12 protein-coding genes are annotated in these 14,733 nt (G+C 61.4%); all 12 read left to right on the top strand.

Features of this window, described 5'->3' with window-relative positions:
• Positions 1-826: 826 nt before the first annotated feature.
• The 12 genes from ACM6IN_RS11855 to ACM6IN_RS11800 all read left to right on the top strand — a co-directional run bounded on the left by ACM6IN_RS11855 (position 827) and on the right by ACM6IN_RS11800 (position 14,696).
• Entirely contained in the window at positions 827-1,615 is a 789-nt protein-coding gene (locus ACM6IN_RS11855; RefSeq protein WP_095112199.1) for a hypothetical protein, read from the top strand.
• A gap of 10 nt (positions 1,616-1,625) precedes the next feature.
• A complete protein-coding gene (locus tag ACM6IN_RS11850) occupies positions 1,626-1,826 on the top strand; it encodes a hypothetical protein (protein ID WP_414916083.1) in 201 nt (66 codons plus the stop codon).
• 12 nt (positions 1,827-1,838) lie between these two features.
• Positions 1,839-2,789 carry a transporter gene (locus ACM6IN_RS11845; protein ID WP_007914383.1) on the top strand — a complete coding sequence of 317 codons (951 nt, stop codon included), beginning with the start codon at positions 1,839-1,841 and terminating at the stop codon, positions 2,787-2,789.
• A 23-nt stretch (positions 2,790-2,812) separates the two neighbouring features.
• On the top strand, positions 2,813-3,793 hold the full coding sequence (locus tag ACM6IN_RS11840; RefSeq protein ID WP_414916082.1) for an AAA family ATPase: 981 nt from the start codon (positions 2,813-2,815) through the stop codon (positions 3,791-3,793).
• Positions 3,790-4,725 carry a DUF58 domain-containing protein gene (locus ACM6IN_RS11835; RefSeq protein ID WP_110718627.1) on the top strand — a complete coding sequence of 312 codons (936 nt, stop codon included), beginning with the start codon at positions 3,790-3,792 and terminating at the stop codon, positions 4,723-4,725. Before ACM6IN_RS11840 ends, ACM6IN_RS11835 begins: the two co-directional genes overlap by 4 nt.
• Positions 4,722-5,324 (top strand): DUF4381 domain-containing protein, encoded by a 603-nt coding sequence (locus ACM6IN_RS11830; protein ID WP_414916081.1) that lies wholly within the window; start codon positions 4,722-4,724, stop codon positions 5,322-5,324. Before ACM6IN_RS11835 ends, ACM6IN_RS11830 begins: the two co-directional genes overlap by 4 nt.
• Positions 5,311-6,303 carry a vWA domain-containing protein gene (locus ACM6IN_RS11825; RefSeq protein ID WP_414916080.1) on the top strand — a complete coding sequence of 331 codons (993 nt, stop codon included), beginning with the start codon at positions 5,311-5,313 and terminating at the stop codon, positions 6,301-6,303. Before ACM6IN_RS11830 ends, ACM6IN_RS11825 begins: the two co-directional genes overlap by 14 nt.
• A 1-nt stretch (position 6,304) precedes the next feature.
• Positions 6,305-7,885: a VWA domain-containing protein gene (locus ACM6IN_RS11820; RefSeq protein WP_414916079.1), complete on the top strand. Its 1,581-nt coding sequence runs from the start codon at positions 6,305-6,307 to the stop codon at positions 7,883-7,885.
• The gene (locus tag ACM6IN_RS11815) at positions 7,882-9,324 is read left to right on the top strand and encodes a hypothetical protein (protein ID WP_414916078.1); all 1,443 of its coding nucleotides are present in this window, start codon (positions 7,882-7,884) and stop codon (positions 9,322-9,324) included. Before ACM6IN_RS11820 ends, ACM6IN_RS11815 begins: the two co-directional genes overlap by 4 nt.
• Positions 9,321-10,343 carry an HAD family hydrolase gene (locus ACM6IN_RS11810; RefSeq protein ID WP_414916077.1) on the top strand — a complete coding sequence of 341 codons (1,023 nt, stop codon included), beginning with the start codon at positions 9,321-9,323 and terminating at the stop codon, positions 10,341-10,343. The genes ACM6IN_RS11815 and ACM6IN_RS11810 overlap by 4 nt, the downstream gene beginning before the upstream one ends.
• Before the next feature lie 70 nt (positions 10,344-10,413).
• Positions 10,414-12,000, top strand: coding sequence for an arylsulfatase (locus tag ACM6IN_RS11805; protein ID WP_414916076.1), 1,587 nt, complete (start codon positions 10,414-10,416; stop codon positions 11,998-12,000).
• A gap of 191 nt (positions 12,001-12,191) precedes the next feature.
• On the top strand, positions 12,192-14,696 hold the full coding sequence (locus ACM6IN_RS11800; RefSeq protein ID WP_414916075.1) for a fused MFS/spermidine synthase: 2,505 nt from the start codon (positions 12,192-12,194) through the stop codon (positions 14,694-14,696).
• Positions 14,697-14,733: the final 37 nt, after the last annotated feature.

Genomic DNA, 14,733 nt, shown 5'->3' with positions numbered 1-14,733 from the left:
TTGGCGAGGTACATGGGTTCCGGCTCGTTGGCGCTGGACATGATGTGGGCGGTGGGGTTGAGGTAGAAGTCGAGGGCGCGGTCGGCGGCTTCGTGGAGTTTTTTGCTGTCGACTGAGGCGTAGGGGGATGTAGTGTCGGCTTCTGCTTCTGGGGGGTTGGGTGTTGGTTTTTTCATGGTGTAACTCCGCTGAAAGTTGGAGCTGTCCCATTCGGTTTCCGGACGAAGAGGTGGCAGCTGTACGCAGGTTGGAAACCCGGGCAGCGGCGACCCGGTCGACCCGAAGGTCTCCCGCGCACAGCCGCCATAACGGAGTGCACACATTTGAAGTGCGCAAGGATACGTTATGAAAGGCGTGTACGCGCCACTAATACCCGTCGGGGTTTCCAGTCCCGGTCGCTGATTTGGCAGCGACGAACACAGGCTAGAGACCCGACGTCCGACGGACAACCTGAAAACCTTGTGGGAACGTTCCGCAAAATCAAAACAACCTTTAAACATCCCGAATTGAAATACGTATGGGTAGGAGTTGCCGAGAGCTCAAACCGCGACCGGACGATTCTCTGATTTTGATCCACAAAACCAAGATCAAAAGATCGCAGCCTCGTTTCACTCGACAGCTCCTACACCGTAAGCAATGGAATAGTTGGTACACAATCACCTGTGAACCCGTACACAAAACCTAAGAATTAATCCATTCGGCTGGCTAACTCCCGATTAGCTGCTAGCGTCATTCAGACGTGTCCTACAGGCTTGATAAGAAAGGGATTACGCCGTAACGGCCGAGAAGTGCCGAGTATCCAGAAGCCACCAGGGAATCGGGGATGATGTTCAATCGAGTGGGGAAGACTCTTTTTCTGGCCAGTGCGCTGGCGGCTGCGTGTGGCGTGCAGGCGGATAACGCCGAGGACTCGAACAAAAGCAACAACCCGTTGAACGTGGCGCCCGGCGCCAATCTGCAGGACTACTACACTCCGAAACTCTACGACAGCAATGCGCACAGCAATGACGTGTTGCTGCGCGGCACCCTGCCGATTGCGCCCAACGATTTCATCGGCGTGCCGCAACTGGTCCGCGCCACGCTACCGATCAGCACCCGCCCCGATCCGCACAACGGTTACAGCACCGGCATCGGCGATCTGAACCTGTTCGATATCTTCATTCTGAAAACCGAAGGCGTGCAATTGGGCATTGGCCCGTTGATCACTGCGCCGACCGCCGAACAGGACGAACTCGGTACCGGCAAATGGCAAGGTGGCCTCGCCGCCGTGGCCATCGACGCCTCGCCGCGCGGACTGCTCGGCGCGCTGGTGCAGTACCAGAGTTCGTTTGCCGGTGACAACGATCGCCCGCACGTCGAGAGCGCAACCATGCAGCCGTTCATCATCCATAACCTGGAAAAAGGCTGGTACCTGCGCTCCACCGGCACCTGGACTTTCGACCTGAAAAATGACACCCACTACATCCCGCTCGGTCTGGGTGTTGGCAAAGCCTGGAAGTCCGGCAGCAACATCCTCAACGCTTTCGTCGAGCCGCAGTGGACGGTCGACCGCAAGGGCGACGGGCTGCCGCAGTTCGTTGTGTACACGGGTATCAATGTGACATTCGGCAAATAAGGAAAACGCCATGCACGCTGTTTTCAAAGCCACCGGATACGGCCTGATGACCATGTTTGTCAGCTGTGGCGTCGGCGCCCAGCAGCCCAACTGCCCGCCGACACCAAACGGCTCGGCACAGGGGATTGTTCGCCTTGATATACCGAAACCGGAAGTCGCCAGTGGTGAATGGAAAATGCCGTTGCTCAATACGATCAATTCAAACCAATAAGCGGAGTCATCAATGATCAAGCCCAACGTTGTGCGCCCGCTGTTGGCGCTGTGCATGATCGGCAGTCCTCTGCTTTACGCAGCAGAGGGCGGCGTCGGCCGCCCGATCACCGGCCAGCAGGTGTTTTCCAACGCCGGGATCGTCCCACCCGAGCCGGGTTGGGTCATGTCGCTCACCAGCATCTGGTACGACGGCTCGCTCAAGGGCAGTGACGGTGCACCGATTTCCGGCGCAGTCAGCGGCGGGATCGACATGAAAGTCTCCTACACCATGGGCAACTTCACCCACGTCTGGGACACCGGCAAAGGCCCATGGAATTACGCCTCGGCAATCGGTGTGCCGGTGCAATACACCGACATCAAAGCCAGCATCACCGGCCCGCGTGGGCGCACCCTGGGGGACAGCGATTCCGGCACGCAATTCGCCGACGCCTTGATCACGCCGATTGCCGCCGGCTATCACTTCGATGAGCTCAACCACATCTCGTTTTCGCTGCCGATCTACGTGCCAACCGGCGCCTACAACAAGGATCGTCTGGCCAACCCGGGACAGAACAACTACACCTTCATGCCAACGGTGGCGTTCACGCATCTGGATGGCAAGGGCGGCGAACTCACGCTGTCCAGCGGTCTTGAGTTCTATACCGAGAACGACGCCACCGACTATCGCAACGGCAACATCTTCACCCTCGACGCACTGTGGACCCATGGTTTTGGCGATGGCTGGAGCGCGGGTGTTGCGGCCGGCTACATCCAGCAACTCACCGATGACAAAGGCCAGACCGCCGACACCTTCAATGGTTATCGCGGACGCTCTGTAGGCGCCGGCCCGGTCGTGGGCTGGACCGGTAAATTCGCCGACGCCCAAGCCAATATCAGTGCGCGCTGGGTACCGGAGTTCGACACCAAGAACCGCCCTGAAGGCAACGGCTTCAGCGTCAACCTGACCCTGGCCTTTTTCTAGACCGGACACAAAGGACTGCCCCCATGACTGCGCTTACCGACCTCAACGCCCTGCAAGCCAGCATCGCCGAAGCCGTACTCGGCCAGGATCAGGTGATCCGCCAGATCCTCCTCGGCCTGTTGGCCAACGGTCACTTGCTGCTGGAAAGTCTGCCGGGGCTGGCCAAGACCCGCACGGTCAAAGCACTGGCCAAACACCTCGACGCGAAGATGAGCCGCATCCAGTTCACCCCGGATCTACTGCCCTCGGACATCACTGGCGCCGAGGTGCTGCATCAGGTCGAAGGCAAAAATGAAATCCGCTTTCAGCCGGGTCCGCTGTTCGGCAACCTGATCCTCGCCGACGAGATCAACCGCGCACCGGCCAAGGTGCAGGCGGCGTTGCTCGAAGCCATGGAGGAACGCCAGATTACGGTGGCCGGTAACAGTCATGCGCTGCCGGAACTGTTCATCGTGGTGGCAACGCAAAACCCGATCGAACAGGAAGGCACCTATCCGCTGCCGGAAGCGCAGATGGACCGGTTTCTGATGAAAGTCCTGCTCGACTACCCGAGCGCGGAAAACGAGAGTCAGGTGCTGCGCCTGCTGCGCAACGAAGAGTTCGCCCAAGGCGCCAGCACCACACCGATCAAGGGTTTCAGCCTGCCGCAGGAGGTGATCTTCGCCGCGCGCAAAGAAGTCAGCGCGGTACATGTCTCTCCGGCCATCGACAGCTACCTGATCGACCTGATCAACGCCACCCGCCACCCCGCCGATTACGACGAAGACCTCGCGCGCTGGATTGCCATCGGTGCCAGTCCGCGCGGTGGCATTGGCCTGGACCGTTGCGCCCGCGCCGATGCGTGGCTGCAAGGTCAGGACTTTGTCTCGCCGGACAACGTGCGCGCGCTGGTGCATCCGGTGCTGCGCCATCGTCTGCAATTGAGCTACGACGCGGTGGCCGACGGCGTCAGTGCCGATCAGGTGCTCGACCGGATCCTCGATAAAGTGGCGATTCCGGCATGAACGACGAAGGTCTGGTCTACGTCTCTCTCGCGCAATTGATGGCGCTGGAGTTCAAGGCCCGTGACCTGAGTTTTCTCGCACGACAGCCGCGGGGCAGCATCCTCGCCGGCAACCATGCTTCGCGCCTGCGCGGGCGTGGCTTGAATTTCGATGAGCTGCGTCGCTATCAGCCGGGCGATGATTTGCGTCACCTCGACTGGCGCGCTTCGCTGCGTACCGGCAAACCGGTGGTACGCACCTTCACCGAAGAGCGCGACCGCCCGGCGTTGATCGTCGTCGATCAGCGCATGTCGATGTTCTTCGGCTCGCAACGCAGCTTCAAATCCGCACTCGGCGCCGAACTCGCGGCACTGGCGGCGTGGATGGTGTTCAACGCCGGCGACCGGGTTGGCGGACTGGTGTTCAACGATCAGCGTATCGACAGCATCGCACCGTTGCGCAGCCGTAAACGTGTGGAAGCCTTGCTCAGTCGTATCGCCGAGCAGAATCAGGCACTCAGCGCGGCCAACCCCGACGCCGAAGACGAAGACCAGCTGGACAAGGTCTTGCAACGCTGCCTCGCCCTGGCCGGGCACGACCATTTGATCTGCATCGTCAGCGACTTCGCCGGGGCCGGCGAACGGACCCTGCAACTGATGCGGCAATTGTCGGCGCACAACGATGTGATTGCGCTGCAGGTCTACGACCCGCTGGCCATGAAGCTGCCAACCAATGGCCGCCTGCTGGTTACCCAAGGCGAATTGCAGGTGGAACTGGCGGTGGAAAAACGCAACGTGCACCAACCGCTGGGGGACTTTCTCAGCGGTCGGCTGCAGGACGTTGCGACCCTGCTGCGCCGCAGTCAGGTGCCGTTGATGATGTTCAGTACCGCCGAAGAAGCCCATGCGCAACTGCGTGCCGAGCTGGGTAAAAGTGCCGGAGCACGGCGATGAACCCGAATATCCCGAGCATTGAACAGCTCAAAGAGTTGGGCCTGCCCGAGCCGGTCAGTTATGCGCCGCAGACGTGGGGTTGGTGGGTGTTGCTCGCCCTGCTGATATTGGCCGCGTTGTTGATCGGCATTCGGCGTTATTGGCAATGGCGCAGGGACGCTTATCGGCGCGAAGGCCTGGCACGTCTGACGCAGTTGCGCAGCCGTAGTGATGACTTGAATGCCTTGCGCGAACTGCCGGAACTGCTCAAACGTGTGGCGCTCTCGATGCCGATGCACAAGCCTACTCGCTGGAATGCAAACCCTGTGGGAGCTGGCTTGCCAGCGATGGGGCCATCACATCCAACATCTGTATCGACGGACAGGACGCCATCGCTGGCAAGCCAGCTCCCACAGGGTCCTGCGGCGCTTGGGCGGGAGGATTGGCAAGGCTTTCTGCAGCGCCACTGCAAAAAGCCGCTCCCGGCCGATTTCAGCAAACAACTCGCGCAACTCGCCTACGCCCCCGACGACACCCTGCGCGCCCTCCCCGCGCCGCAACGCCTGGCGCTGTTCGACACCTGCCAATACTGGATGGAGCATCACCATGTGGCAGCTTGATTACCCCTGGCTGTTGCTTCTGCTGCCATTACCTTGGCTGGCTTACCGCTATCTGCCCACCTACAACGAGGCCCGCAGTGCCGTGCGTGTGCCGTTTTTCGCAGCCATGAGCCGCGCGATCGGTGAGGCCCCGGGCATCGTCGGCAACCGCCGCAATCACTGGCAACTGCTGCTGAATGTTCTGGTCTGGGCCTTGATTTTGTTGGCCGCCGCACGCCCGGTTTTCGTGGAAAAACCCATCGAACGGCAACAACCGGTACGCGACCTGATGCTCGCCATTGACCTCTCGCAGTCAATGGAAACCGAAGATTTCACCAACACCAACGGTGAAAAGATCAACCGCCTCGCCGCCGTCAAAGAGGTGGTGCAAGGCTTTATCGACAAGCGCAAGGACGACCGCCTCGGTCTGATCGTGTTTGGCACCGGCGCCTACCCGCAGGCGCCGCTGACCCTCGACCACGCCAGCCTTTCACTGCTGCTGGCCGACACCGGTATCGGCATGGCCGGCCCCAACACCGCGATCGGTGACGCGATCGGTTTGAGCCTGAAGCTGCTGGACAAGGCCCACGAGCAGGAAAAAGTGCTGATCCTGCTTACCGACGGCAACGACACCAGCAGCGCGATCACCCCCGATCACGCCGCTGAAATGGCCGCCAACAAAGGCGTGATCATTCACACCATCGGCATCGGTGACCCGAGCGCGTCCGGTGAGGCCAAGGTCAACTTGTCGGCGCTGGAACAGATCGCCAAAACCACTGGCGGCCAGTTCTTCCGCGCCGAAGACCGCAACGCGCTGGATCAGGTCTACAGCACCCTCGATCGCCTCACGCCACACCAGGTGAAAACCCTCAGCCATCAACCACAACGCGAGTTGTTCTACTGGCCGCTAGGCGCGGCGGTTGCGCTGTTTGGGCTGTATCACCTCGGCGCGCTGCTGCGTGTGCGTCTGGCGTTTGCCCGTCAGCGGCAGGAGGCCTGAGATGGAGATCAACCTCAGCGACTTCCATTTCCTCCGCCCCCTATGGCTGCTGCTCGCACTGTTCGGTGCCGTGCTGCCGCTGCTCTGGCGGCGTGGTCGCGACCTGCAACGACGGCTGCGCGGCAATATCGCCGAGCACTTGTTGCCGCATCTGCTGGTGACTCCGCAGGACCATCAGCGCCTGCGCCCGGTGCACCTGCTGTGCGCACTGTTGATCCTCGGCGCCGTCGCCGCCGCCGGACCGACCTGGGAACAGGATCGGCCGGACTTCCTTGAAAATCGTGCGCCGCTGATTGTTGCCGTGGATCTGTCGCCATCGATGGACGCCAGCGATGTGCAGCCGAGCCGACTGGAAGCGGCTAAACACAAACTGCACGATCTGATACAGCGCCGCGCCGGCGCTCGCACCGCATTGATCGCCTACGCCGGTAGCGCCCATCTGGTGTTGCCGCCGACCGATGATCCGGCGCTGCTCGACACCTTCATTCAAGCCTTGGGCAGCGGATTGATCGACAAACCGGGCAAAGACGTCGGCGCGGTGATCGATCAGGCGAAACGCTTGCTCAATGCCGAAAAAACACCCGGCAGCCTGCTGCTGATCACTGACGGCGCTGACACCGCAGAACTCGACGGCCTCGACAAGCGTGTGGGCGACAGTCCATTGCAAGTGCTGGTATTGGCCGTTGGCAGTGAGGACGGCGGCATCATCCATGATGCCAACGGCCAGCCGCGCACCGATGCCAACGGGCGCCCGGCACTGGGCCGTTTCGATCCGGCAGCAATCAAGCAACTGGCCTCCGCCCTCGATGCGCCACTGGGCAGCCTGAGCGTCAATGACGATGATCTGGACTGGATCGAGTTGCACGCGCAGCAGCATTTTCAGAGTGCCAGCGCCGAGCAGCGCGAACTGCACTGGAAAGACGCCGGTTACTGGCTGTGCTGGCCGTTGTTGCTGTTGGCGCTGTGCAATGTGCGCAAGGGCTGGAGCGTCAACTGGATGCCCGCGCTGGCACTGGCGATTGGCTTGGGCTGGCCAGCAGCACCGGCGCAGGCCAACGCCCTGACCGATGCGTTTTTCACCCGCGACCAGCAAGGTCGCTGGGCGTTCGAACATGAGCATTTGCCGCAGGCTGCCGCGCTGTTTGTCGACCCGTACTGGAAAGGTGTCGCGGCGTATCACGCGGCCGACTACGACTTGGCGCTGGCGACCTTCGCGCGGCTCGACACACCGCAGGCGTATTTCTATCTGGGCAATATTTACGTGCGCCGCTTCAAGTTCGATGAGGCCATCGCCGCGTATACCCAGGCCTTGAAGCTGCAACCGCAGTTCCCCGAAGCCACGGCCAATCTGGCGCTGGCGCAAGCGCTGCTCAAGGACACCGAAAGCGCCGAGAAAAACGCCCCGGAGACCAAGCCCGATGAGGTGAAATTCGACAAGGCGCCGGGTAAGGGTCAGAGCAAAAAGGTCGAGACCGAGCAGGCTGCGTCCGATGCTTTGTGGCTGCAGAACCTGACCACCTCGCCGGCGAAGTTTCTCCGGCAGAAGTTCAGCTTGCAGGATCAGCAGGGAGCCAGGCCATGAAGCGTCCAAACCCTGCTCGCTCTATCGCTGGCAAGCCAGCTCCCACAGGGAACTCCGGTGTTATCACCGATTTTGTGAACACCATAAAACCCTGTGGGAGCTGGCTTGCCAGCGATGGGGCCAGATTGATCACTACAAGAATCAGCTTCTGGTTCCTGGCCAGTCTGCTCAGCCTCAATGCTTTCGCCGCCGAACCCCAACTCAAAGTCCAGGCCCACCTGCAACCCGCCGAAGGCGCCATGGTTGGCGGTCTGGTCGAGCTGCAAATCGACGTCCTCACCGACACCTGGTTCACCAGCGCCGCCACCCTGCCCGACCTGAAGCTCGATGGCGCCCTGGTCATGCCGCCGGACGGTCAGGCGCAGCATCTCAATCAAACCATCGACGGTCAGGCCTTCAGCGGTTTGCGCTACAGCTACCTGATTACCCCGAACGTCGCGCGCAGCTTCGACATTCCGGCGCTGACCGTGCGCGCCACACCCGGTCAGGCCACGACAGAAATCAGTGCGCAGAGCCAACCGGTGCAGTTCAGCGCGGCCCAGCCGCCCGGCTTCAAACCCGGGGAAACACCGCTGGTGGCCAACGGTTTGCGTTTCACTCAGAGCATCACCCACTCGGCGACGCCGTTGAAAGTCGGCGACAGCATCACCCGCCAACTGACCCTGCAAGCGGACGGCGCACTGGCCATGGCCCTGCCGATTCCAATGCTCGGTGATGTTCCCGGTCTGAGCCGCTATGCGAAAACCCCGCAAGTCACCGCTCTGGACGACGGTCGCGGTGACATCCTCGGCGGTCAGCGCATCGACAGCGTCAGCTACCGCATCGACAAGGCCGGCTCGCACACGTTGCCGGCCATCGAGGTGAAATGGTGGGACGCCGGCACTCGCCAATCGCGCACCGCGCAAGTGCCGGCGGTGACGTTCGAAGCAGCAGCCGGCACGCCTTACAAAGCGGTCTTTTCGATCAGCGCAGACCTCAAACAACTCGGCCAGAATCGCCTGCACTTCTCTACACGCTGGCTGTGGTGGCTGACCCTGATCGTGGCGGTCGTCGGTGCCGCTTATCTGTTGCGTCCAGCGTTTAACCGCGCCCGGCAACAGTGGCAAGTACGCCGCCAAGCGCAACAACGGGCATGGCAGCAATCCCCTGACTTCGCCTGGCAGCAAGTCAACGCACAACTGCAAGCGCAACCTGCGCAATTGAGCGCGCTGTACATGTGGCTGCGCCGCAGTCGGCTGGGGCTGAAACTGGTCGACGCGGGCCCGCGCCTGCAAGGGCTGTTACGCGGGCTTTACGGTCGTCAGCCAAGCACCGAGCAAACACTCGTTCAACTGCGCGAATCATTGACTACGCTTCACAGTCAGGCCGAACAGCAGCAGGCAAAACCGGCCTCGGCCCTGCGCCCGCTCAACCCCGTTCACGAGAAGGACTTCCCATGACGACTGCGCTACGGCAACGCCAACGTTTCGGACTCGCCCTGTTGTTTGGCCTCGCCCTGCCATTGCTGGCTCAGGCCAGCGAGCCGCTGCCGTCGTGGAATGACGGCCCGGCGAAGAAGAGCATTATCGAATTCGTGCAGGCGGTGACCGACCAGACCAGCAAGGACTTCGTCAAACCGGGCGACCGCATCGCCGTGTTCGACAACGACGGTACGTTATGGAGCGAACAACCGGCCTATTTCGAATTGCTGTTTGCCTTCGATGAGGTCAAGCGCAACGCCGCGCAGCATCCGGAGTGGAAGACTACCCAGCCGTTCAAAGCCGTGCTGGAAAACGATCACAAGGCGCTGGCCGCTTCCGGCATGGAGGGCCTGCTGAAAATCGTCGGGGCGACCCACACCGGCATGACCACCGAAGCCTTCGATGACTACGCCAAAACCTGGCTCAGTCAGGCGCGGCATCCAAGGACCGGCAAGCCGTACACCGAGATGATCTTCCAGCCGATGCTGGAAATGCTCGATTACCTGCGCAAACAGGACTTCAAGACCTACATCGTCTCCGGCGGCGACACCGGGTTCATGCGCGCCTTCGCCGAGAAGGTCTACGGCATCCCGCCGGAACAAGTGATCGGCACCACGTTCATCACTTCATTTCAATACAAGGACGGCAAGGCCTCGATCGTGCGCACAGCGAAACTGGCGCACAACGACGACGGCCCCGGCAAACCGGAAAGCATCGACGCGGTGATCGGCAAACGGCCGATCCTCGCCTTCGGCAACTCCGACGGCGACCTGCAGATGCTGCAGTGGACGGCCGCAGGTCCCGGCAAGCGTTTCATGGGCTTGGTGCACCACACCGACGCCAAGCGCGAATGGGCCTATGACCGTCAATCCGATATCGGCCGGCTCGACAAAGCCCTCGATGAAGCAAATTCCCGTGGCTGGACCGTGGTCGACATGGCGTCGGAGTGGCGCCGGATCTACCCGTTCGAGCCTGCGGTCACCGGGCAGGTGCAATAAGAAAGCGTGATGCAGGACTGCAATAAAGGTTAGTCGCAATAAACGACCCCCGCGAAAAGGAGCAAGTCAGATGACTCGCATACGCAAATGGCTACCGAAACTCGCCTTGGTGGCGACTTCGGTCATGGCGCTGTCGGCTACGGCCACGGCGGCTGAAAAACCCAACATTCTGGTGATCTTCGGCGATGACATCGGCCAGACCAACATCAGCGCCTACTCGATGGGGGTGGTTGGCTACAAGACCCCGAACATCGACCGCATCGCCAAAGAAGGCATGATGTTCACCGACTACTATGCGGAGAACAGCTGCACCGCCGGTCGATCCTCGTTCATCACAGGGCAGACACCGCTGCGTACCGGTCTGTCGAAAGTCGGCATTCCCGGTGCACCGGTGGGCCTGCAGAAACGTGACATCACCATTGCTCAGGCCCTCAAGTCGCAGGGCTATGCGACCGGCCAGTTCGGCAAGAACCACTTGGGCGACAAGGACGAATACCTGCCGACCAACCACGGTTTCGACGAATTCTTCGGCAACCTGTACCACCTCAATGCGGAAGAAGAACCTGAACGTCCGTACTGGCCGAAAGATGACGCCGAGTTCGTCAAGGCTGTGTCTCCGCGTGGCGTGATCCACAGCTTCGCCGACGGCAAGATCGAAGACACCGGCGCGCTGACCACCAAGCGCATGGAAACCATCGACGACGAAACCACCGCTGCTGCGCAAGCGTTCATCGAGAAACAGGCCAAGGCGGACAAACCGTTCTTCGTCTGGATGAACACCACGCGCATGCACTTGTTCACCCACGTGCGTGATTCGATGAAGGGCCAGAGTGGCATGCCCGGCAATGAATATGCGGACGGCATGCTCGAACACGACGCCGACGTCGGCAAACTGCTGAAAACCCTTGATGACCTGAAAATCACCGACAACACCATCGTTGTCTACACCACCGACAACGGTCCTAACCAGTTCTCCTGGCCGGATGCGGCGACCACGCCGTTCCGCAACGAGAAAAACTCCAACTGGGAAGGTGCTTATCGCGTGCCGGCAATGGTTCGCTGGCCGGGCAAGATCAAACCGGGTGAAGTCACCAACGAGATGTTCTCGGGCCTGGACTGGTTCCCGACCTTGCTCGCAGCGGCTGGTGAAACCGATGTCGCCAACAAGTTGCTCAAAGGCTGGGCGCCAACCTCCGGCGGTACCAGCTTCAAGGTGCATCTGGACGGTTACAACCAATTGCCTTTCCTGACCGGCCAAAGCCCTAAGAGTGAGCGTAAAGAGTTCTACTACTTCAACGATGACGGCGTGCTCGTGTCGATGCGCTATGGCAACTGGAAAGCGGTGTTCTGCGAACAACGCGCCCCGGGCGGTTTCAAGGTCTGGAGCGAACCGTTCGTGTGCCTGCGTGTACCGAAAATCTTCAACCTGCGGATGGACCCGTACGAACGTGCTGACATCGTTTCCGATCAGTACTACGACTGGACCACCAAAAACGTTTATCTGACCGAAATGGCCGTGATGAAGTCGGCGGCGTTCCTGCAGACCTTCGTCGAGTACCCACCGAGCCAGAAACCCGCCAGCTTCAGCATCGACCAGATCCGTGCTGCGGTTGACGCCAAAATTGCCGAAAAAATGAAAGCGCAGCCTGCGCAGTAACACCGCAAGACTGCCGCCCGCCCTCACCGGCGGGCGGACTTATTGATCGTTCCCACGCTCTGCGTGGGGACGCAGCCCGGGACGCTCCGCGGCCCTTGCCGAAGCGGACGCAGAGCGTCCAATGAGGCATTCCCACGCAGAGCGTGGGAACGATCAGCCAGTCTCAATGACTTTTGAATTAAGGCCTCCGCATGTCCTCACGTATCGCCAGCAAGCCGTCGGCCATACCCGCCTCGCATACCGCCGCTCCCGCGCTGCTGTTCCCCGCCCTGCTGCTGTGCATCTCCGGCGCGGCGGCGCTGGTCTATCAGGTGCTGTGGATCAAGCAACTGTCGCTGGTGGTCGGCGTCGAGGTGTATGCGATCACCACCGGTATCAGTGCGTTTTTCGCAGGCTTGGCTATCGGTGGCTGGCTGTTCGGGCGCTGGGCCGATCGCTTGCAGCAGCCGGTGTTGCTGTATGCCGGGCTGGAAGTGCTGGTGGCGATTCTCGGCGTCGGCGCGACCGTGGCCATGAGCCTGGCGGCCAGTCCGTTTGCCTGGCTGCAAGAGCATGTCGGCCTGATCGCGTGGATATTGCCGTTCGCATTGGTCGGCCTGCCGGCGGTGTTGATGGGCGGCACCCTGCCGGTGCTGGTGCGTTCGCTCGCCGCCGATCCGGGCAAGGCCGGCGGTCAGTTGTATGCGGCGAATACCTTGGGGGCGATTGTCGGCACCCTCCTCGCCGCGTTCGTGTTGATCGCCAGCCTTGGTGTGCGTGGCAGTGCCTTGTTCGCGGCGATGCTCAATCTGCTGGCAGCCATCGGTGCGTTATGGCTGGCCCGGCAGCATCCGGCGCCCCTGACCACCACCGTCAAACACCACGCGGAAAAAGCCCCGGATCGAACCGCGCTGTGGCTGTACTCCATCGCCGGTGGCGTGGCGCTCGGTTATGAAGTGGTCTGGTCGCAATCGATCGTGCAGTTCATGAGCACCCGCACCTACGCATTTGCCGTGGTGCTGGCGACCTATCTGACCGGGCTGTTTATCGGCAGCGCCCTGCTCGCCCGGCGGGTCGAGCGCATTCGTGATCCGTGGGGCGTGTTCGGCTTGCTGATTGCCGGCGCCGGCCTGATCGCGTTGCTGGAAATCGCCGTGCTCGGGCGCTGGCTGGTGATCGCGCAAAGTCAGGCGGAAATGTGGCTGTTGAGTCTGGGCGCCAGTGAACTCGCCGGCATGAGTGCACGCTTCGCGGTGGCAGCGTTGAGCATTGTCTTTGTACCGACGCTGCTGCTTGGCGCGGCGTTTCCGCTGGCACTGCGTTTGAGTGTCGGCCATGAACGCGTAGGTCGGGATGTGGGTGCCGTGGTCGCTTTCAATACCCTCGGCGGGATCGTCGGGGTGATGCTCTGCGGCTTCCTGTTGATCCCGCTGCTGGGGCTGGTGCGCACCTTGGGCCTGCTGGCGATTATCGCCGCCGGCATCGGCTATTTTGCCGTACGCAGAGGTCATCACGTGAAGAAAGGCCGGCGTCAGGCCGTGGTTGCCCTCGGTCTGGTCTCGGTTGCATTTGCCGTGTTTACCCCGGTCGACAAACTCGCCAGCCTGCTGCCCGGTGCGCGCAACGGCAGCCTGTCGTTCTATGAAGAAGGACGGGGCGGCACCGTCGCCGTGGTTGCTCAAGGTCGCGGCGATAACACCTTCCATCGCTTGTATATTCAAGGCGTATCGAACACCGGCGATGCCATGCCCTCACTGCGCTACATGCGCGTGCAAGCCTTGCTGCCGCTGTTGATTCACAACGGTGAGCCACGCTCGACACTGGTGATCGGTTTCGGCACCGGCATCACTGCTGGCGCCCTGCTGCGCTACCCGGGGCTGGAACATCGGGTGGTCGCCGAGTTGCTGCCGTCAGTGGTCAAAGCCGCGCCGTTGTTCAAGGGCAACTTCAACGCCGCCAGCGATCCCGGCGTCGATGTGCGTCTGCGCGACGGGCGCCAGGAACTGCTACGCAGCGCACAAACCTACGACCTGATCACCCTCGAACCGCCACCGCCCTCTGCGGCCGGTGTGGTCAATCTGTATTCGCGGGATTTCTATCAGTTGGCGGCGAGTCGCCTGGAGGACAAAGGCATCGTCGCGCAGTGGCTGCCGTTGCCGACGCAGAACATCGACGACTCGCGTTCGCTGGTGCGCAGCTTCCTTGATGTGTTCCCGTATGCCTCGCTCTGGACCAGCGAGTTCCATGAGATGTTGCTGGTCGGTTCGCTGCAGCCAATGGAACTGGATGCCGCAAAAATCACCGCGCGCTTCCAGCAGGACAGCGTGCGCAGCACCCTGCAGGACGTCGGTATCGGCTCGGCCGCTGCCCTGCTCGCGACCTGGGTCACCGATCGCGCCGGGCTTGAACGCTTTGCCGCCGATGCACCTGCGGTGACCGACGATCAGCCGAGGATCGAATATGCGCCATGGGTGCGCAGCAAGGAGATCACGCGCGTGTTGCCGGCACTGTTGGACCTGTATCAGGCGCCGCCACTGGTGAATGCCGATGCCGGATTCAATGAACGTATGGAAAGCCATCGCCAGCGCTTGATGCAGTTCTATCGCGCCAGCCTGCATGCCTATGACGGCGACCGCGATGCCTGGGCACGGGATATCGGCGAGGTGATGCGCGGCGATGGCGGCAACCCGTATTTCCGCTGGTTCGTCGGCAAATGAATGGAGGCTGAGGACTTTTCGACGCGAAACAGGTAGG

Source organism: Pseudomonas sp. IT-P395 (assembly GCF_949767675.1).
Taxonomy (GTDB): domain Bacteria; phylum Pseudomonadota; class Gammaproteobacteria; order Pseudomonadales; family Pseudomonadaceae; genus Aquipseudomonas.
The sequence above is the reverse complement of the archived record's forward strand: the minus strand, read 5'-3'. Positions and strand labels throughout refer to the sequence as shown.